Source organism: Anabaena sp. AL09, assembly GCF_001672255.1.
GTDB lineage: Bacteria > Cyanobacteriota > Cyanobacteriia > Cyanobacteriales > Nostocaceae > Dolichospermum > Dolichospermum lemmermannii.
Genome location: NZ_LJOQ01000065.1, coordinates 19767 through 40677, shown reverse-complemented (window position 1 = coordinate 40677; position 20911 = coordinate 19767). Strand labels below are relative to the sequence as shown.

Here is a 20911-nt window from a genome sequence, read left to right as displayed (position 1 = left end):
CTTCGCCCGTACAGTTAGTTGTCAGTTGTCAGTAGGAAAAATCCTCTCCCCTACATCCCCTACATCCCCTACATCCCCTACATCCCCTGCCTCTTGTCTGCTTCCCTGCTTCCCTGTTCCCCGTTCCCTACTATAAACTAATGACTAATCACCAATGACTAATAACTAATGACTAGCAATTTAGAAGACCAACTTTTAGCATTACGACAAGAAGGAGAAACAGCGATCGCTGCTGCTGATAGCCTAGAACGCCTAGAAGAACTCAGAGTTAACTATTTGGGCAAAAAAGGGCAATTGGGGCTGCTGTTACGAAGTATGGGGCAAATGAGCGCGGAAGAACGTCCTCAGATTGGGGCGATCGCTAACACTGTCAAAGAAGCCATTCAAAACAGCCTTGACCAGCAACGCACAACCCTGGAATCTGCTCAAATTCTGGTACAACTAGAGGCGGAAACAATAGATGTCACCATGCCGGGTATTTACCGTCCCCAAGGTCGGATTCATCCCCTCAATGGCATTATTGACCAAACCCTAGATATCTTTGTCGGCATGGGTTACACCGTTGCCCAAGGATCAGAAATGGAAACAGATTACTACAATTTTGAAGCTCTTAACACCCCCCCAGATCATCCAGCCCGTGATATGCAGGATACCTTCTATTTACCAGATGGTAATTTATTGCGGACTCATACTTCTTCAGTGCAAATTCGCTACATGGAAAAGGAAGAACCACCTATTCGAGTTGTTGCCCCAGGTCGAGTATATCGCAGAGATGATGTAGATGCGACCCATTCAGCGGTTTTCCATCAAATTGAACTTTTAGCCATAGATGAAGGACTAACTTTTACAGACCTCAAAGGAACTGTGAAAATATTTTTACAATCAATATTTGGCGATTTACCAATTCGGTTTCGTGCCAGTTATTTTCCTTTCACCGAACCTTCAGCCGAAGTAGATTTACAATGGAAAGGACGTTGGTTAGAAGTTATGGGTTGCGGTATGGTTGACCCCAATGTTTTAAAATCTGTGGGTTATGATCCAGAAGTTTATAGCGGGTTTGCTGCCGGTTTTGGTGTAGAACGGTTTGCAATGGTATTACATCAAATTGATGATATTCGCCGTTTATATAATAGCGATTTGCGCTTTTTACAACAATTTTAATGCAGCGGCGGGGTTTCCCCGCCCTTAATAATCATGAACCAAAACTCAACCAACCAAAAATTTCTTTAACAGTTAATTCTAAATTGATATTTTCCAAAATTGGTAATTTATCATCACCTTCATATATTTCTATTTTTTGTCCAGAAAATACAGCTAATACACTTTCTTCCTCTGGATTTAATAACCAACCTAATTCAGTTCCGTGACGGGAACAATGCAATAATTTAGTTAATACTTTTTTCTGTGGTTGTTCAGGAGAAAGAATTTCTATTACCCAGTCAGGATGAATTTCAAACCGGTTAGCAATTCTCCCAGATTCAGTTTTGGGGATTCTTTCCCACCGGAACACCGCAATATCAGGCACAATGGTACTACCACCAAAAGTACAACGTAGTTCTGGGAAGGCTATGGCAATTTTTTGACTTCTAGTGAGTCCATTGACAACTTCAATAAAAGTAGTCTGAATTAAGCTGTGTTCACCTTGTGGCATAGGTTTTTGTAGGATTTCCCCGTTAATAAATTCTGATGCTGGTTTAGTTTCCGGTAACTTGAGAAAATTTTCTAGTGTAATCGGGCGTTCAGTGGCTATAGTCATAATTGGTAACTAGAAAGCATATTTATATTATCAACGATAATGTCGAAAATTAGTTTTTGGGAAATATCTGTAAAATCCAGTACATTGGGTGTGTAATCACTGGCTATAAAAGCTTGAATAAATTACTTATCAGTATCGGAATGTTTTTTGGTTCTACCATTGGTAGCTATATTCCGCTTTTATGGGGTGGAAGTTTATTTTCGTTTACCTCAATCCTATTTAGTGTGATGGGGGGACTTTTGGGAATATGGCTGGGTTATCGGACTTCCAAATATTTAGGATTTATGTAATTTACTAGAATTATTCATCATTAATGAAGTAGGGGTTTAGCAATGCTAAACCCCTGATTTTTTCTATTTTATCAAAGCAGTTATGACAAAAATTTCTTATTTCAAAATCACATCATGTTGAGAAAGCAATTTTTCTACCTTGGCTTCTTCAATGCGGGAAGTTAATCGTTTGGTTTCATACATATCTCTGGTAGTTTTTGCCAAAGTAAAAGTAGAACCAACAGAAAAAGCTAAACCCATTCCCATAAATCCTTTTATCCAATTGTCTACAGGTAAATTGACAACACCAAAAGTAGTCATAGAAATAGATAGAATAAAAGCTGCCCATGTTTGAAAAACCCAAGCAGGACTATCTTTTTGTTGATTAAATGTTTGCATATTTCCCACTTTGTAATTACTTCCTAACAACACAATTGTATGTATTAGTAAAAAATCAGGTGAGAGTAACTTACCAGTTCCGTAACTGTACTTAATTAAAATCACGAAAAGGGCAGTAAATAAAGCAGTTATTCAGACAAAATTTGTACCAGTTTTGTAAGTGGCACAAACTTGTAGGGACAACCGCAGTTTTTACCTAACTCCGCTGCCAAATTTTAATTGTTTTGTCCAAACTTCCACTAACTAACATTTCTCCAGAAGCAGTAAAGGATAAAGCTGTGACTGTATTAGCATGACCTGTAAATGTCCCTAATAATTCCCCAGATTGTAAATGCCACAATTTGATAGTTTTATCAGCACTACCACTGGCAATAATTTGTTCGTCAGGACTTAAAGCAACTGTATTCACACTATCTCGATGTCCTTTAAGAGTGTGAACTAATTCCCCAGTGGCTAAATTCCAAACTCGAATAGTTTGATCTTGACTACCACTGACTAAAAATTTAGCATCAGCACTTATGGCTAGGGAACTAACAATATGAGAATGACCCATCAGGGTGTATATTGGTTGTATATCTGGCAATTTTTTCTGATTGAGTGTTGAGGATGTTTCCCAAACTTTGATTTTGCGATAACTACCTGTAATTAAAATTTTCCCATCTTGACTTAATACCATTGAATGGGCTGCTGTATCATCTAAAGATAGAGTATTTTCAACTTGGCGATCGCGCAAATTCCAAAATAAAATCTTGCGGTCATGGCCACCAGTCGCTAACATCTTACCATCAGGAGTAAACGCCACACAACGGACATCTCCATGATGTTTATGGAGAATATCAATTAGATCCAACGCCCCAGTATGCCAAATTTTAACGGTGGAATCTGCACCTACACTCACTAATGTTTGTCCGTCGGTGCTAAAAGCCAGAGAATTAACTTCATTAACATGATCAGAAATCACCCAAGGATATTCTGATAATGTCTCGATTAATTCACCTTTGGCTAAGTCCCATAATTTTGTTTCTCCCCTGCTACCACTAGCTAACATCGGGATTGTTTTCACATTTTTAGATCCAGCATCTTCAACTACTAAGGTTTTGATAGCATAGGCTAAACAGTTAATACCTCTGGTATGTCCAATCAATGTTTGCCAGCATTCCCAATCACCAATAATCTTCTTTTTAGGATGATCTGATGGTAAGGTTTGAATGGTTTCTACCATCATTTTCTCATCAGTTATTGGCACATCATCTGGCTTACCACCCAGAGATTGTAAATACCAATTTAATCCTCCCGCATATAATAGACTACTGGGAGTTAGATAAGTTTTGGCGTTGGAAAAATCTAGTTGATTTGTGGGTAAAAAACCAGTAATTACAGTTTGTTTGTGGTATCCTAATTTGTTATTTCCAGGATAAAACAAACACAAGAAAATTAATACTTGGTGGTTACTGATATCTTCTTGACTAATAGACCAACGAATTTTATCTTTTTTAATACCGTTAAAACTTTCTCCATCTGCTACGTGAATTTGAATACTCACTTTTGGGTTATTAGCTAACAAATAAGTAAACTTACTTTCACTACGTAAATTTCCCTCATCATCCAAAACCATATTGTCTAAAGTGTCTTGTGGCACTTTTCTCACCAATTTTCCTAAGCGTTCCGTAATCATCCAATCAACAATTTGTTCACGGACAAGATAATCTTCTGCTTGACGTTGAAAATAAGTAGGAAAGGGAATGATCCAATCAGGATATTCAGGATATTCTGGTGGTATTGGTGGCGGATTTTTGGCGAGAATTTCAGCTTGCTGACGGGAACATTCGAGAATTTTTGTGAATGAATCCCCCGCAAATGCCATTACCTCACTGTGATAACCTTTAACTCGACTTTCTAAAAGAGAAAGATCCGCCGTTTTCGGTTTTTTCACCCGGTTTAAGAAGTCAGTTTGTTGCGCTTTTAGTAAACTAATCCAATTCATCTGCATGATAGTGGCACACCATTGCATACCCAAGATAACTTATACTAATGGAATAATTACTCAATTTATAACTTCAGCCAAAATTCAGTAATCATCACGGTCTAATAGAATACAAAAACTAGCTGAATTTAATGGTAAACATCAACCCCTACGGTGATTAAGCACTGCTTAATTTTATATAGTAGGTTATAGAGATTTCGATGATTTCCATAAATTCTAACTAACCTAACTAACAATTTACTGTTTCTAGAGAAACACTTCTGAGTAGAAAAATAGTAAGCATTCACTCGTCAGTCGTCAGCTAATACAGCTTTCCGTAAAACACGGGTAATTAAAACTTCCTCTTCTTGACTATTCCTGCTTTTAGCTGACTCCTGAATACTACTGAAAGATTTTTTACACCCTGTCCGATTTTCAAACATCCTCTTATTGAGATTTTCAGGATAACTTTATTAAAACAATAAATAATATGATCTAGGGCTTAACTATCATAAAAATAGTTGTTTTGATTTATGAGAAGCATCAATATGTGTCATCTACAAAACTTTAAGTTTATCTGGAATCAAGACTATCATAAAAATAGTTGTTCTAATTTATGGTAAGCATCAATATTTGTTATCTAGAAAACTTTAATTTTGTCTTGAATCAATTTTAAAATTATGAATCATAAAAAAACACTCACCTCATTAGAAAAAATAATTCCTAATAGATTGCTAAATCAGATACAATATATTCATTGTAGTCTAGTTTCCTGGTGGATTTTGCATTGGGGAAGTCAGCCTTTAAATTTTTCAGAAAAATCAGCAATGGTTTTTTCTCCGCATCAAGATGATGAAACCTTTGGTTGTGGAGGGATGATTGCCCGCAAAAGAGAACAAGGAATACAAGTAGGGATAACTTTTTTAACTGACGGTAGAGGTTCTCATTGTTTAGATCCCCATATTCAAAATCAAGTTATCCAGATTCGTCAACAAGAATCTTTGATAGCTTTAGATATTTTGGGTGTGAACACTTCAGAGATTCATTTTTTAAATTATCAAGATGGCAGTTTGGCTTCTTTGAATATAGAGAAAAGGCAACAGATAATTACTGAGATTTCAGAATTACTAAATTTGTATCAACCTGGAGAGGTTTATGTACCTCACCGCAAAGATTGTCATCAAGATCATGAAGCTACTTATAATTTAGTGAAAGAGGCAATTATCCAATCTAAAATCACTACAGAAATACTTCAGTATCCTATTTGGGTATTTTGGCGATCGCCATTATTTATTCTGTTGAAGTTACAAGATATTGCAGCGGCTTATCGCTTATCAGTAGCATCAGTAAAAGAGAAAAAACAAAAAGCTATTGCTGCCTATCCTTCCCAGCTTGAGATGTTACCTCGGGGATTTATTAACAGATTTTTATATTCGGAAGAAATATTTTTTAAATCCGAGTGAAGTTGTGAGTGGTAAGCATCTGAAGATTTACTATCAATAATTACAGTGGAGAGAATTTAAATGCGGATTCTACATATTACTAATCATGTCCAAAAAATCGGTAATGGAATTGTTAATGTTGCTGTAGATTTAGCTTGTTTACAAGCAAAAAGTGGTCTGGATATTGCTGTAGCTTCTGCTGGTGGAGAATATGAAAAATTATTAGCAGATCACGGTGTTGAACATTTTCATCTCAATCAGTGTCGGACACCATTAAATCTCATTAAGGCTGCTTGGCATTATCGCCAAATCATTAAAGAGTTTCAACCGGATATTGTTCATGTACACATGATGACAGGGGCAATTTTAGCAGGGATTCTTCGCAAGAATCGAGAATATCATTTAGTTTCTACTGTCCATAATGAATTTCAACATAGTGCTATCCTTATGGGGTTAGCTGATCAGGTAATTGCAGTTAGTAAAGCAGTAGCTAATTCAATGATTAAACGGGGTATTCCACCTCAAAAGTTACGAGTAGTTAGTAATGGGACTTTAGAAAGTCCTCGACATAAAAAACTGGCAGATTATCAACCAGTAGAAATGCCACATCCATCTATAACTACTGTGGCGGGGATGTATACCCGCAAAGGTATTTATGAGTTAATTGAGGCCTTTAAAATAGTTGCCATAGACTTTCCGCAAGCACATTTGTATTTAGTGGGAGATGGTCCAGATCGTTCGATGTTTGAGGCAATGGTACAAAATACAGATGTTAGGAATCGCATTCATTTTGAAGGATTTCAGTCAGAACCACAACGCTATATGTTAGCAACAGATATTTTTGTTTTAGCTTCACATTGTGAATCTTTTGGCTTAGTGCTAACGGAAGCGCGGGAAGCTGGTTGTGCGATTATAGCCAGTGATGTAGATGGTATTCCTGAGACTTTAGATTATAGTCAGGCCGGGATTTTAGTGCCACCCAAGGATATTCCAGCCTTAGCTAATACTTTGACACAATTATTGAGCGATCGCCAACTTTTAGATCAGTGGAAATTCCGCGCCCAACAAAATTTAGAAAGATTTAGTGCCGCAAGAGTGAATGAAGAAACACTAAATATATATCGTGAATTAATGAGAAAAGATAATATCATCAGAGTCATGGAAACCAGAGAATTAGCCAATCTTAATTAATTCTTTTTCGCTAATGTGCATCGCAATTCCTTTCTCATAATAGGCAGCTTCATTAATAAAGATTGGATAAACAGTAGAATTTCCTTGATAGAAAATTTCTTCTCCTGTGAAAGTCAGAAAAATAGGATCACCAGGATGCAAAGGTTCATAATCTTGAAATTGAAGTTGGGGGTGAATCATCGCCTGAATTTCCCCTACTTCATTTCTCGGATAATCAATCACACCAATTGATTTATAGACTGTTAGTGTGTTATTTTTGGGCAAATCTTTTCCTTGATTATAGTCTTCAAAATAATCTAAAACACTATAAATAAGTTGTTCAGTCTGTTGAAATAATTCCGCATTTAAAATCCCTTGGGGTACAGCACCAACTTCAATCGCAAAACCCAAATCACACAAAGAACGTAGAAAACCACTACCTTGAGGTTGTTCATGAATATAAACCTTCACCAAAGGATTAACTGCACTCAAATCCGCAGCTAATTTGAGCAGGAAAGGGTGCCAATTTCCTAGAATAATACATAATCCCATATTGGCAGTAGTCGTATGTACATCAATAATTGTATCTACAGATTCTTGATTTTCTGGTTGTAATATTTGTTGAATTTCTCGCGCCCTTAATTCTTCATAACTTGATATTTTTGAACTTGATAATTTATCTTGATTAAAGCAACGATTCAGATCCGTATCAATATATCTTGTCCGTGCAGCAATAGCTTGAGGATTACCAAGTAATGATAAAGTTTCAAAACTACCTCGATGAATTAAATGGGGATATTGCTGAAACTTTTTCACCAAGTAAACTCCCGTTAACTCATTACCGTGATTTCCCCCAACAATCGCCACCCGATGAATTTGATTCATAAATACCTCATTTATAAGCAACTTAGCTATGAAAGTGAACACATTCTATCAGTCCATAGCCTTTTGTGCTGAGATGCTGCATAAATAATTTTCTCACAGTCCAGATGCCAATAGCAAGAGGAAGGGAAGATGATTAATGACGATAAATTCTGAGATATTCTTTAAAAATGGGGGAAAGAGTATATAGTTTTTGATCATTTTCTAATTTGCTTACTAAAAATCTTCTTGTTAATGATTGTAACCCGTTAATTATATCCATTGATGACAATGATAAAAGTTGTTTTATCTCATCTCTAGATATAGGTTGATCATTTTGACTAATTTTTAATAATATCTCTTTTTCAACTTCAGATAATCTCATCCACATTAAATCAAATAGAGTTTTAAAATCTTCTGTTAAAATTAAACTATTTTCTTTGATAAATTCAGCAACTTCACTCTGAAAGACATCTTTAATTAAGATGCTGATATACTGTAAATATTTAGGATGATTTTCATATAACTTAATTAAGTTTAACCAAGTTTCCTCATTGTTTAATCCTTGATTTTTTAATATCTCTGTAGCTGCATTATCTAATCCTGATAATTCTAAAGAATGAATTGGATAAAGTTCACTATCTAAAGAAATCATTTCTTGGCATTTTTCCTGACTGATGAGAATTAAACAACTTTGATGTTCAATTTCTGTGATCATTTGCAGGAAAGTTTTATAATCTTGATATTCAGGTTTATATTGTCCTGAATATTGTTGAGAGGTAAATATTTCTTCTAGGTTATCGAGAATAATTAAACAGCGTTTTTGATTAAATAATTCTAGGGATTGATTTAATAAATTATTGGTATTTATATCTTGGCTATTTACATTTAATTCGGTGATTATTTCTGTAAGGATAGAATTTAAAGAGTTAGATAATTTAATGTTTTTCCAGATAATTGCATCAAATGGTATTGTGTGAGTATCAAGAAAGTATTTCACTAATGTACTTTTACCAATACCGGAAATTCCCAAGATTGAGATTAAGCGAGTATTGGGATTTTCTAGCCATTTGGATAGAGTTGATAGTTCGTTAGTCCGTCCGTGAAAATAGGTAATTTTGGGGGATTGTTTGAGGTTTATGTAAGATATTTTTTGTTTAATTTTAACTTCATCATTAATTGCTTGTTGTTGAATATCTGTGTTATTTGGACACCAATTCACATGATTTTTGATTCCTATTCCAATCATTTGTGGATTAAATGAATTTGCTAATCTTTCGATAGACCAACAAAAATTAGATTTAGTTACAACCTCTCTAGCGGCAATGGCTTTACCATGGAAAGATGGGCAACTAGTCAAGGTGGATATTGGGATGGTCAAAAATGGTTCGTTGGTGATTTTGATGGTGATGGAAAAGATGATATGGGTAAAGCCTTTAATGATAATGGTCTAGCCAGTATTGATTTTCACATCTCTACCGGCAAGGGCTTTATCATGCACAGAGCGGCAACTCGTCAAGGTGGATTTTGGCCTGAGCAACAATGGTTCGTTGGTGATTTTGATGGTGATGGAAGAGATGAACCTGGTAAAGTCTTTAGTGCTAATGGTTTGGCCAGTATGGATGTTTACATTTAGAGAGATTTAACCGACATTTCGCAATTGCAATTTGAGACCACCTATTCCTTCGGAACGCTACGCGAACGTGGGTTGATTTTTCATTAGCAAGTAGCAAGTAGGTTGGGTTGACGCAAGGAAACCCAACATTTATTATCTTTATCTTATTGGCGTTTTTTATTCATCTCTATAAAACTCCTCTAAAATAGAATTAATCTCATAATCACTAATGTCTTCTTGTTCAGATTTACTGTAAATTGTTAACAATAAAATGCTGGTTTCTGATTCAAGTAAATAAATTACCCGATACCCAGCACTTTTACCTTTTTGAAGATTACTATTTTTGACTCTAGCTTTATAAATATAAACATCTTCATTAAAACCAGTTAATCTATCTCCTAATAAATTTCCTTTTTGCAATTCTGTAATGAAAGATTGAGTATCAGAACGAATATTTCGGTATTTTTTGGCTAAATGTTTTAAATTTCTCTGATATTCAGGAGTTAAATCAATATTAATTAAGAAAGAATCATTCTGCATCAATTCCTTCCCACATTTTTTCTAAAGGGATTCTTTTTCCTGCTTTTGCTTCTTGTAATGCTTTTTTTAAACTTGCTTTAATTTCCACAACCGAAGTATCATCAAGATCAGATTCAATGTCATCTGATACAAGGATAATTACTCTCACTTGACTAGATTTATAAATTTCTAAAGGTTTATCTAATAATAATTGACCTTTTTCATCAACTTTTCCCATGACTTCAAAAGCTTTCATTACTTAACCTCAAATGAATATCAATATAACCATAGCAATACAAGTATTGTAACACAAAATATCTTACTTATGAATTAGTTTGTAAATAAATAATAATCATAATAAGTCTAACTCCTCTGTCGTACCATCAAACAAAAGAGTAAATAAACCAATTTCCTGCATTTTCCCAATATAAGGAGGGGTTTCACTTTTCCAATGATAAGCTAAATCTCTTAACCATGATTGAGTTAAAGTTATTAAAGTAGATTGATAGATGATACCTTCAATACTGCCTACATCATAATGTTTTAAAACATTTTTTGTGTCCAATCTTGCTACTTCTGTAAAAGTCGGACTCTTAAAGATTCTCATGACATTAGAATTAACAAACATTAAAAAAGGAATATGCTGGTATTGTTCCATTTTTAAGATATTAATATCCGGGGAAGAATACATAGCGGAAAATCTCACATCTATCATCAAAATAGATTTATCATCTTTATCTTTAGCAGCAATTGCTGGTTGAAAATCAATTATAGTTGGAGGTTGTATTTTTAACATGGTATTTCACCTCTTGTTTAATAGTTCAACTACTTTTCAGACAGGAAATATTTGTACTAAATTTTATCACAAGTTATCAATAAAATGTGATCATAATAATTATAACTCCTCTGTGGTGTCATCGCACAAAGGAGCAAATAAGCCAATTTCTTTTATTTCCCCACCTTCAGGAGGGGTTTTAATTCAACTCTGTGGTCTGCTATAGTATTTATGTCCGGCCATAGCCATTGCCAAAAATCCCCACATAATCATCCCTGCAATACTCAACATCCCGCTATAGATAATTAACTGAGCGCAAGAACTGATACCAATAGCGCGGGCAGCACTGAGAAAACTATCAAAGCGACCTTCTGTATAATTACTAACAGTAATTAGCATTAATACCAACCCACCAATATAGGGTATAGCACCAATCCAACCCAAGGTAAAAAACATATCTAAAATGCCGCTATCAATAACAATTACTTCTATTTGTCCAGTTTTTTCATTTACTTTCCAGATATTTCCAAAGCCGTTACCGACAACATTAGAAAGAGCTAAATTCAGGTTTCTGTCATAAGTTGCGGATCTATCTCTAAAACTACCATCTTGTTCGAGATTAGAAAAACTTTCAAATCGAGTGGTAATAACTTTAGAAAGCGGTTCAATAGTTACCAAGGGAATAACACAGATTGTCATCACTAAAATTATAGTAATTAATCGCATTTGAATCTGGGGTTTTACTGAACCAAAAATCATAATAATTCCTAATAACCAGCCGCCCCAACTTGTTCGCACCTGGGAAAGTAAAAATGATAAATAACCCACAGCAGAAGCTGGGAAAATTAATGGACCAGTGCTGGTAAATAATAATAGTAACCCAGCTTGCATGACAGTCCCAAATGGACCTGGTGAGTGGAGTGTACTCCAGACGCGCATTCCAAAAGGAATTGGGTGTCCAGCACTGGTAAACATTTTCGATTGAATTAGCCAATATCTATCCCATTCAGGAGCGACAACAAATTGATAGACACCGTAAGCACCAAGGATGAGTACACACCAAATAAATGTTCGTTGCAGATGTTGACGATAACTGGGATAATCTCGCCAATTAGAAAATAGGTGAAAAGCAAAAATTATCGGACTTAACCAATCTAAAAAACTCCGAACTACAGGGAGTGGTTGATTGTAAATTAAACCTATTAAACATCCATAAGAAACTCCTATAGCAGCTAAAAGAAATGGTAGTCCCCCTTGACGAAGAGTGCTAGGTAGATGTTTTAAAAAGGTGAATATTGTCAGGAATACGACTAAATAAGGTGCAATTAACATTTGTCTGGTGGGGTCCCAGCCAATTTTATAGTCAACTAAACGAGTGATTAAGGGGGTGAGAAACCATATCCACCAGGTGAAGCCGATATAGTGAATGGGATGCCGCAAGTATAAAAACGCCGCTACTAGAAAAGCAGTGGCGGGAAAAACGAGGCGTAAACTACCTGTACTGGTAAAGTAGCAAGCTGTGATTAGGAGGATAAAAGCAAGAATGATCATCCAACTTTGGGCAGATCGATCTTGGGGAGAAAATTGTTCTTTTAAAACTGTATTGAAAAGTATTGGTTTGGAAATCATTCTCTATGTTTGCCTATTTTGTATTAGGAAGGAGTATTTAAAGAGGTATTGAACGCAGATGAACGCAGATGAACGCGGATAAAGATTCTTAACTCCTGACTCCTACAAGATGGTGATTTCCTATCTTTCTATATTTTTGATATCCTAACCATCTTCCTTGTAAGGATGCTCGCAATTTTTTACTGGCAATTTCTTTTTGTTGGGGAAATAATCTTAACCATTGACATATTCCTAAACTTTCTCTTGTCCCAACTAAAATTGACCAGGATAAAAATACAATTTGACGCAGGGGCGAAAGATGTTCTAATAAAATTAAGGTTTCGTTGTGGACTAGGTTAATTAATGCGGTGTCGTTAAAGTTGTGGCGTTGATCTTCGTCAAATCTTTGGGCGGGATAGTGATCTACTGCAATGCTGGGATCATAAATCATTTTCCATCCAGCGCGTTTGAGGGTGAGGGCAAAGGACATTTCAAAATGTACCTGTGCGCCCGTTCCTTGCATTCTGTCATCAAATCGCAATTTGCCAATCGCCTGGGTACGAAAGCTCATATTCACACCTTTGAGAACATCAACTTCACGGGGTGCGCCTACTCCTAAATGATGGTTGCCAATGACACGCCCCCACCATTGCAATTTACCAACTATGGGACGAGAACCATTTTCTAATTTGTCTCCTTGATACACCCAATCACGACCACCTACGCCACCAATGGTATAATTAACGCTGAAGTGAGTATTAATTTTGGCTAACCAATCCGGGTGGGGGGCGGCATCATCATCGGTGATGGAAAGAATGTCTCCCTGCACTTGTGCCAGTCCGGCGTTGAGGGCGGCGACGACTCCCGGCTGGGTGACGGTGACAATTTGTAAGGGGAGGAGGTGAGGCGGAAATTGTTGAAGGAATTGCTGGGTTTCTGTGTCTGTATCTCTGACAACAACGATCGCCTGATCAACTGATTTAGTTTGCTGTTGCAGTGCTTTCAGACACCGGGCTAGGTCTTGAGGACGGCGATAGGTGGGGATGAGAACTGTGTTTCTCATGGGTGATTAACTCCTCAAATATATTTAGATAGGTTTGTGCCATTGTTGACCAGCTATGTTGTTCGGCAATAGTCCGGGCAACTTTACCCATTTGTTGACGCAGTGAGCGATCGCTATTTAACAACTCCAGCGCCTCTACTAAAGCCTTAACATCATCACAATCGTCTAAAACGATGCCGCAGTCGCGATTAACTAAATCAGCCGCACCAGTAGTAGTGGCGGTAATCACGGGCAAACCTGAAGCCATCGCTTCAATCACTACAAGTCCAAAGGGTTCATAACGGGACGGAAACACAAATAAATCTGATGCCCGTTGAATTTGGGGCATATCATGGCGATAACCTAAAAAATGCACTCGTTCACTAATATTTAATGCTTTTGCCATTGCCGGATAAGGGCTATCTTGAGTACCACCGACAACTGCTAAATGTAATTTAGGAACTTTTACCAAAGCATGAAGTACAGTATCTAAGTTCTTCCGGGAAATCCGAATATCACCTGCAAATAAGGCCAAATTGACATTTTCAGGTAATCCTAATGCCGTCCGAGAACTGACACCGGGAGCAAATTCTTGTAAGTCTACACCATTAGCAACCACCCGAATTTGTGAACGAGGTACACCAATATTTACTAATTCTTGGGCAACTTTTTCTGAGACGGCAATAATAATTTTAGATTGGCAAAAAGCTTGTTTTTCCCAATAAGCATTAGCCGCAGTAAATAACCATTGATATAACCCGTACAAATCTTTACGGTTATGGGAAATATGCACAGGCGATTTCAACCAAGAACCATGTACAAAATGCACGGCATTGACATCACTTGCTCCCATAGTAATCGCGCCATTGACCTTAATTAAATCTAAATTGGCTCGATTTTTACGCAACCAATCGGCACTTTTTTGAGCAAAAATGAAATTGCGAATAAATTCCGTAGGATACATTTCTACTGGAATAAAAATACAATTAACGGCACTATTATCGGCTAAATCTGGGGCAATTTCACTAGCTAATAATGTCAGATCATGACCACGACGAATGGCTTCTTGAGCGACTTCATAATTAACTCTACCTTGACCATCACCTTTTCTGATTTTGTGGGTAACAATACAAATTTTCACTCATAACCTCTTGTAATTTACTAAATTAGGAAATCTTCCAAATTTTATTCGTTAACTTGGTAGGAATAAAACTAATAATTAAAGCCGCTAAAGTGCGTAAGTTAAATTTTTGCTCACTTAAAGTTTGCCAAAAATAACGGCGAGCATCTGTAATTTTTTGATCTCGTAATAAGCCAATTCCTAAAGTTGTATTAGCTTCTAACCATTTAGTTTTAAAGTAGGAATTAAATTCTTGTAACTGTTGATCTTTCATAAAGGTTTGATAACAGAATAGCTCACTTTTACCTTTACGAATTTTTGCTTGAACATTGCGACTACCACTGAGCATAGTATCAGTTTGTTCATGCTCTCGATATTTGGTTAATTTTTCAGGAACATAGTAAACTCCATAGCCAGAAATACAACAAAGATAAGTTAAATATAAATCCCACATTCCGTCAACCTCTGAAGGAATACTATCCCAATTAAGCACACCATTTCTGATTACACAAGCAGCCGCAGTGGGAATACTTTTATCAATTAAGCCAATTTGAGTAAAATTTTCATGAACTCCAGGAGTGATTTGGTCACGTTTATAACTGCGGGTATTGTTTTCAGTGGCAGCAATATTAATTTTACTATCACCATCTATAATATATTGGTCACAAAATGCCAAAATTAAATCGGGATTTGCTTCTAAATTGGGGACAAGTTTAGATAAAAAATCCTCATTCCATATATCATCATCATGGAGACTAGCCACATATTTACCTGTAGCAATTTTAAAACCATGAAACTGGTTAGCTAACATCCCAATATTTTCTTTATGTCGCCAAAATTTGATGCGTGAATCTGGAAATGATTCAATTAGTGCTTGGGGATTTTCAGAACTACAATTGTCAGAAACGATAATTTCTAGATTTTGATAAGTTTGTTGAATGGCACTAGAAATAGCTTGTTTTAGGTATTCTGGGCGATTATAGGTGGGGATAATGACGCTTACCAAAGGTTCGGAGGAGTTAATATTTAACATTGATTGGAGCATGAGAAGATAAACTACTTTTAGTTGTTGTTTGTTTTTGGGAAACTATCTCTAAAAAACGCAAAGCTGTAGGGACAGGACTATAATTTTTAATTGCCCAACTTCTTCCTTCTTGAGTAATATATTCGAGAATTTCGGGATTTTCTGCAATTCTATCTACTGTGGTTTGGACATGATCTAAATCTACACCAATATAATGTCGCCAATTTTCAGGCATTACAGGTAAAGTAATCCCATATTTTTCAAAATCAACATGAAATGTCACACATCCTGCGGCTAAAGATTCCCAAAATCGCCAACTATCCCATTGTAGAATTGTATTTGATTTTAACCGCAATTTTTTTATTACCCGTTGAATATTCCGATTAATTAAACCACCTGAATTTTTAGGCCAAGCAGGGACAAAAAAACCACCAAAACAAGCACAAGCGGTTGAATATTTGAGACGGTTATAGTAATTTGGATAATGACGTTTACCAGTTTGTAACCAATGGAGATGATGATAGGGTTCAGTTGGATATTCAGCTTGGTTATCAACAGTATTATTGATTTGGAAAATATCACTAATTTTTGGGATTAATAGGCTAGAACTAATATTTCTGACGGGATGACCAGTTTGCCAATGTCGAAAATTAATAAGTATTTGTCTTTTTTTGTCCTGGAAATTGGGAACTTCTTTCAATTCATGTAATATCCGGTTACTCAATCCAAAAGACCAGGGATAAAAATTATCTAGATAATTTAGATGGTGATTGGAATGGGTCTTGAGAATGAAATCAAATTGTTTATATTCTGGTAATTTATGATAATCTTTATCGTTATCATTACCATCTAAATAAACGGTTAAATATTTTCGTTCTGCATGAAATAAATTATCTGGCAGAGGATGATTAATATTGAACCAATTATTACTAAATACGACAATAGAACAGTCATCGGTTGTGATAGCTGGATCATGACGAAAGAGATATTCTTGTTTTTCCGTTGACTCTTGCCAGTAATTGATATTAGAAACAAAGGATATTCCTAATTCTCGAAAGCCTTCTCCTAAACAAATCAGCAAATGCTGAAATTGATCTTCTTTTTCACCTTCTCCTCTAGGTAAACAGAAAAAATATATTTTGCCATTAAAGTTAGTTAACTGTTCATGTTTCATGTTTTTGCACTTATTTATCTCACTTCATTTTGAATTTGATAGTATTGCCAAAACTTACCACGTTGTTGAAGTAACTCTTGATATGCTCCCTGTTCTACGATTTTTCCTTGTTCTAAAACCACAACTTTATCTGCTTTTGCAATAGTAGAAAGACGGTGAGCGATCGCAATTACTGTGCGGCCAACAGATAGCTTTTCTAAGGATTCTTGAATTAACCGCTCAGACACTGAATCTAAGGCACTTGTAGCTTCATCTAGAATCAGGATTTCGGGGTTTTTCAGCAATGCGCGAGCGATCGCAATTCTTTGTCTTTGTCCACCTGATAACCGCACACCTCTATCTCCTAATTGCGTATCGAAACCTTCCGGCATTTCTAGAATAAATTCTAAAGCATTTGCCAATCTTGCAGCTTCTTTAATCTCTGTTGCTGTAGCTGTTGGTGTCCCATAAGCAATATTATTTCCAACAGAAGTATTGAAAATAAAAGTATTCTGACTCACAACTGCTATCTGAGAACGCAGAGAGTTAATGTCAAATTTGCGAATATCAACTTCATCTATATAAATATAGCCATCAGTCGCATCATGAAAGCGCGGAATTAAATCTGCAAGTGTGGTTTTTCCAGCCCCAGATGAACCAATTAAAGCCGTCATTTCCCCTTGTTTAATGGAGAGAGTTATATTATGTAAAACTCGTTGATTAAGACTATAATCAAAATCTACCGACACTAAATCAATTGATCTTTTAAAACCAGGAAATCTGAGTGCGCCATTTTGAAAATAGATTTTATCATCAGTTTTTAACAACTCCTTGATATTTTCTACTGCTCCCGCTTGGGTACTTAAAAAAGCCACGACTCCATTCAAATCTTGAGTCATAGGAATAATGCGGAACAGGACAAAAAAGAAAGTTAACAAAGCTGAAACTTTCATTAATCCTGTGGTTAAAGCCACAATAATCATACTAATTAGAATTAGCGTAGATATACTTTCAGCCAAAGGCTTAACTATTAAAGAAATCCAATAAACACTTTTCCACGTATTAACAATTTTTTCACTGGCTTGATAATACCGTTTTCGCTCAAATTCTTGAGTAGAAAAAGCATGAATTGTGCGAATACCTTCGATCAACTCTAGCACCCTAGCCGTAAAATTATCATTAGCAGAAGTAATCGCAAAACTACGTTCTCTAATTTGTTTATTTAGAGTGGATAATGCTACCGCTAAAAGACTAAATAGCAAAATAGAAACTATAGTCAGTTTCCAGGAAAGAATAAACAAGGAAATAGAATAAATAATCAGTGTAAAACTTCTAGTGATTAAAAAAGCTAGTCCACCAAAAATCTGCCTAATTCTCTCCATTTCACTGGTGAGTGTATTAACTAATTCTCCAGATTTTTTATGACTAAAATAATTAAGAGTTTGAGCCTCTAACTGTTGAAAAATTCGTTTACGGAGATTATCTACTAAACTTACTTCACTAAACTGAATGCAAATCTGTCCTATATAATTGAAGGATGCTCGCATAAAGGTTGTAACAATAATTAAAGCTGATATTCGATATAATCGCTCTGTTGTGGAAGCATTAATTCCTAAAATCAAAATATCAAACCAGCCTATTCCTGTTTTCACAGGTTCAGCCCCAGGAGTAGTTAAGCTTTGCAAAAATACCAGCAAAAATCCTAAACCAAACCCTTCAAAACTGGCAGCTAAAGCGGAAAATACGATAGCTAAAATAGCCACAACTCGAAAGTGTTTAAATTCTCGTAATATTACCCGATTATTTTGCCACAAACTTGTAGCTTGAAAGATTTTCATTGTTGACGGTAGAAATTTGGAATCCATAAAAATTTTGACCAATAATTTTGATAATTAAGCACAGAAGCATCAATCTCAAGAAAATAAATATGCTTACATAGGAGCGCGACGAATAAAACGACCAAGAGCAGAACCACAGAGAATTTCAAATTTCTGCCATAGTATTTTTGCCATTGAATAAAGTTGAATAGGTGTTTGACTATGTTGCCAATATAATTTATCAGTTATGGTGGGAGAGCTACCTTCTAAAGCACTGAGAAGCAATTTTTTGCGCCAAGGTTTAATATTTGGAACTGTAGCGTGAGACATAATAGTCCCACCAGGAACAAAATCCATGCCGTCTGGGCCAACGGTACTCAAAGGATAATTAGTCAGCATCAATGCTAAGTTTAAATAAGTCTGATCTCCATACAGATATGGATAATGATTAAAGGTATTACCGTTATAAAGATCCTCTAAATTGGCATATCCTGCCATTTCACCCAATTCTTCTAATTTTTGCCAAATATCCAAAATATATTTGTGATTTTTATGAACTCCAATAAAGCCACTATTGTAGTGATAATCTAGCTCACGCTCACAAGCAAAACCATTATTTTCAGCAAATTCTTTCCATGCTAATCGTCGAGGATGATTCGCTGGTACAAGATACCAAGAATCACCACAAAGAGCAATTCCTCGACTTACCCAATTTTCATAGAAATTCCACTCACATTTATTGACAATATCAGGATCAAAGTAAAATAAGGCATCAATATCTGGACAGTAATCTTCCCATAATTGGGACATAAAATCAGGTTTATAAAAACCTAAATGTTTTGGAGTTGTTAGCTTGACAAATCGGATTGCACAACCTTCACCTAAAGAAAACTCTTGATAACCATTTTCTGTTTTCAAAGACTTAGCCCAAGGTGGCACATTTCCCCGATATCCAGCCCAAAATATGCCTCGAAACCCGTGGTGATATAAGGAATTTACTAAAGCCCCCACACCATAATGATAGTCTTTTTCAAATACGGTACAAATCGCTGTTTGCATGATATTTCTTATTTTTGAATTAGGTACATAATTCATGGTCATCAAGATGATAACAGGAAGTATTCATCAATTAGATAAAAGCGCTTAAAAACACAGAGTGAATATATTTATTCTAAACTATAGGCAAATTGACCTTATTCTCTATTTGCCATGCACCGCTGAAGTTATGTTTTTGATTTAACTTTTTTCTCTGGGCTTCTAAGCTTAATTTAACCGCATTTTCTAAAGACAAACAACGATTATTAAGTAGGCAAAATTTTCCTTGAAATAGATTCAATCCATTAGATAAATTATTTAGAAAAAATGTACCTAATACAACAATTAAATTAGTCATTTCATTTTTAGCTGTTGAGCTAAATTTAATAACTCGAAAAAGTTGTTTATTTTCTCCCATATACCACTCATAATCAAACAGTAACTTTGGAGAATATATTTGAATAGTTATTAACCCTCCGAGCATAACTGGACTCATAAACAGCAGCAGAAATAAAGCCCAAGCCCAATCAATTATGATTCGTAAATTCCTGAAAATTTGATTACCTTTTTTTGGCGATTTTTGATAACCAGAAATGTTCATAAATATTGGTTTATTAGCTTTTTGACAAGCATTTGCCCAAACTTTTAATAAAGGATCACCAATTTTTGGATCTATGCTCACTAAACTAACTGGAGAATGTTTTAAGCAATCTATTAACGATGCTTCATTTTCTAGTGCAGCTAAATGGGGCTGTGGCAATTTTTCAGAAGCTTTCACCAATAACTTTCCTCTCCGCCATTGCAAGGTACATGATAGGAAGTTAAAATTTTCAGATGACTGAGGTATAATAGAGTTATTATTTAGACTAGAAATGACTGAAATTGGCATAGATTAAAAGTGATAAAGTAGTAAAAGATTGACTTGATCTGTACGATCAGGAAATTAAAATTTTCTCAATCGTAAAAAATACATTAAAGATAAGCAGATTTAACTTTTATGACTAACCAGCGTTCCTCCTTGTAAAATTTGTTTATATTAAAATACATATAGGAATCCGCTTTGATTTCTGAATTTATTTGCTCTTGTCTTTGAAAGTTAGATGATGGGTTTCAATCTCTACAATATAAGACTCTTGATAAATAAATCATCAAGAAACAACTTCTTTATTCACTCTTTAAATAAATATTACTTTTTTCTCCACAATATTAAGATATGGTAAAATGAATTAATGGTAACTAAATAAAATTAACCAACATTTTGTGTTTATAAAACATCTTATAGTTTGCTTATCAGGTAAATAAAAATAACTCTAGAGCGGATTAGTTCCTCAACTTAGATCCCC

General features: G+C 35.5%; 21 protein-coding genes. 4 read left to right on the top strand and 17 right to left on the bottom strand.

Annotated elements, in window-relative coordinates; genetic code table 11:
* Window positions 1-168 precede the first annotated feature (168 nt).
* Complete coding sequence (gene pheS / locus AN490_RS12940) at window positions 169-1161, top strand: phenylalanine--tRNA ligase subunit alpha (protein ID WP_015078029.1); 993 nt, start codon at window positions 169-171, stop codon at window positions 1159-1161.
* Between the two features lie 31 nt (window positions 1162-1192).
* Here the strand turns inward: pheS and AN490_RS12935 are convergent, their stop codons facing one another.
* The 4 genes from AN490_RS12935 to AN490_RS12920 form a co-directional block, all read right to left on the bottom strand.
* A complete protein-coding gene (locus AN490_RS12935) occupies window positions 1193-1756 on the bottom strand; it encodes a Uma2 family endonuclease (RefSeq protein WP_213718175.1) in 564 nt (187 codons plus the stop codon).
* A 386-nt stretch (window positions 1757-2142) separates the two neighbouring features.
* Window positions 2143-2424 (bottom strand): YiaA/YiaB family inner membrane protein, encoded by a 282-nt coding sequence (locus AN490_RS12930; RefSeq protein WP_148759734.1) that lies wholly within the window; start codon window positions 2422-2424, stop codon window positions 2143-2145.
* A 196-nt stretch (window positions 2425-2620) separates the two neighbouring features.
* Window positions 2621-4414 (bottom strand): WD40 repeat domain-containing protein, encoded by a 1794-nt coding sequence (locus tag AN490_RS12925; RefSeq protein ID WP_300003802.1) that lies wholly within the window; start codon window positions 4412-4414, stop codon window positions 2621-2623.
* Window positions 4415-4698: 284 nt separating this feature from the next.
* The gene (locus AN490_RS12920) at window positions 4699-4830 is read right to left on the bottom strand and encodes a hypothetical protein (protein WP_256370329.1); all 132 of its coding nucleotides are present in this window, start codon (window positions 4828-4830) and stop codon (window positions 4699-4701) included.
* 237 nt (window positions 4831-5067) lie between these two features.
* Here AN490_RS12920 and AN490_RS12915 point away from each other — a divergent pair, with 237 nt between their 5' ends.
* Both AN490_RS12915 and AN490_RS12910 read left to right on the top strand, forming a co-directional pair.
* On the top strand, window positions 5068-5850 hold the full coding sequence (locus AN490_RS12915) for a PIG-L family deacetylase (RefSeq protein WP_300003798.1): 783 nt from the start codon (window positions 5068-5070) through the stop codon (window positions 5848-5850).
* A 60-nt stretch (window positions 5851-5910) separates the two neighbouring features.
* Window positions 5911-7020 carry a glycosyltransferase family 4 protein gene (locus tag AN490_RS12910; RefSeq protein WP_300003795.1) on the top strand — a complete coding sequence of 370 codons (1110 nt, stop codon included), beginning with the start codon at window positions 5911-5913 and terminating at the stop codon, window positions 7018-7020.
* On the opposite strand, the gene AN490_RS12905 is transcribed toward AN490_RS12910, so the two are convergent.
* Window positions 7003-7884 (bottom strand): aspartoacylase, encoded by an 882-nt coding sequence (locus AN490_RS12905; protein WP_300003792.1) that lies wholly within the window; start codon window positions 7882-7884, stop codon window positions 7003-7005. The genes AN490_RS12910 and AN490_RS12905 overlap by 18 nt on opposite strands.
* Window positions 7885-8017: 133 nt before the next feature.
* Window positions 8018-9220 carry an NB-ARC domain-containing protein gene (locus AN490_RS12900; protein WP_300003789.1) on the bottom strand — a complete coding sequence of 401 codons (1203 nt, stop codon included), beginning with the start codon at window positions 9218-9220 and terminating at the stop codon, window positions 8018-8020.
* Between AN490_RS12900 and AN490_RS12895 the strand changes: the two genes are divergently transcribed.
* The gene (locus AN490_RS12895) at window positions 9197-9496 is read left to right on the top strand and encodes a hypothetical protein (protein ID WP_300003786.1); all 300 of its coding nucleotides are present in this window, start codon (window positions 9197-9199) and stop codon (window positions 9494-9496) included. The genes AN490_RS12900 and AN490_RS12895 overlap by 24 nt on opposite strands.
* Before the next feature lie 156 nt (window positions 9497-9652).
* Here the strand turns inward: AN490_RS12895 and AN490_RS12890 are convergent, their stop codons facing one another.
* The 11 genes from AN490_RS12890 to hepC all read right to left on the bottom strand — a co-directional run bounded on the left by AN490_RS12890 (window position 9653) and on the right by hepC (window position 20457).
* Entirely contained in the window at window positions 9653-10015 is a 363-nt protein-coding gene (locus AN490_RS12890) for a type II toxin-antitoxin system RelE/ParE family toxin (RefSeq protein ID WP_284082214.1), read from the bottom strand.
* The gene (locus AN490_RS12885) at window positions 10005-10250 is read right to left on the bottom strand and encodes a hypothetical protein (protein WP_300003779.1); all 246 of its coding nucleotides are present in this window, start codon (window positions 10248-10250) and stop codon (window positions 10005-10007) included. The genes AN490_RS12890 and AN490_RS12885 overlap by 11 nt, the downstream gene beginning before the upstream one ends.
* 96 nt (window positions 10251-10346) lie before the next feature.
* Window positions 10347-10790 carry a hypothetical protein gene (locus AN490_RS12880; protein WP_300003776.1) on the bottom strand — a complete coding sequence of 148 codons (444 nt, stop codon included), beginning with the start codon at window positions 10788-10790 and terminating at the stop codon, window positions 10347-10349.
* 183 nt (window positions 10791-10973) lie between these two features.
* A complete protein-coding gene (locus AN490_RS12875; protein WP_300003773.1) occupies window positions 10974-12398 on the bottom strand; it encodes an O-antigen ligase family protein in 1425 nt (474 codons plus the stop codon).
* Window positions 12399-12486: 88 nt separating this feature from the next.
* On the bottom strand, window positions 12487-13440 hold the full coding sequence (locus AN490_RS12870) for a glycosyltransferase (protein ID WP_300003770.1): 954 nt from the start codon (window positions 13438-13440) through the stop codon (window positions 12487-12489).
* Window positions 13358-14560: a glycosyltransferase family 4 protein gene (locus AN490_RS12865; RefSeq protein ID WP_300003767.1), complete on the bottom strand. Its 1203-nt coding sequence runs from the start codon at window positions 14558-14560 to the stop codon at window positions 13358-13360. Before AN490_RS12865 ends, AN490_RS12870 begins: the two co-directional genes overlap by 83 nt.
* 25 nt (window positions 14561-14585) lie before the next feature.
* A complete protein-coding gene (locus AN490_RS12860) occupies window positions 14586-15572 on the bottom strand; it encodes a glycosyltransferase family 2 protein (protein WP_300003903.1) in 987 nt (328 codons plus the stop codon).
* A complete protein-coding gene (locus AN490_RS12855; RefSeq protein WP_300003764.1) occupies window positions 15559-16737 on the bottom strand; it encodes a glycosyltransferase family 1 protein in 1179 nt (392 codons plus the stop codon). Before AN490_RS12855 ends, AN490_RS12860 begins: the two co-directional genes overlap by 14 nt.
* Before the next feature lie 14 nt (window positions 16738-16751).
* A complete protein-coding gene (gene hepA, locus AN490_RS12850; RefSeq protein WP_300003761.1) occupies window positions 16752-18581 on the bottom strand; it encodes a heterocyst formation ABC transporter subunit HepA in 1830 nt (609 codons plus the stop codon).
* Window positions 18582-18647: 66 nt separating this feature from the next.
* On the bottom strand, window positions 18648-19592 hold the full coding sequence (locus AN490_RS12845; RefSeq protein WP_300003758.1) for a hypothetical protein: 945 nt from the start codon (window positions 19590-19592) through the stop codon (window positions 18648-18650).
* Window positions 19593-19704: 112 nt separating this feature from the next.
* Window positions 19705-20457, bottom strand: a complete 753-nt coding sequence (hepC, locus tag AN490_RS12840) for a heterocyst development glycosyltransferase HepC (RefSeq protein WP_366925039.1) — start codon at window positions 20455-20457, stop codon at window positions 19705-19707.
* Between the last annotated feature and the right edge of the window lie 454 nt (window positions 20458-20911).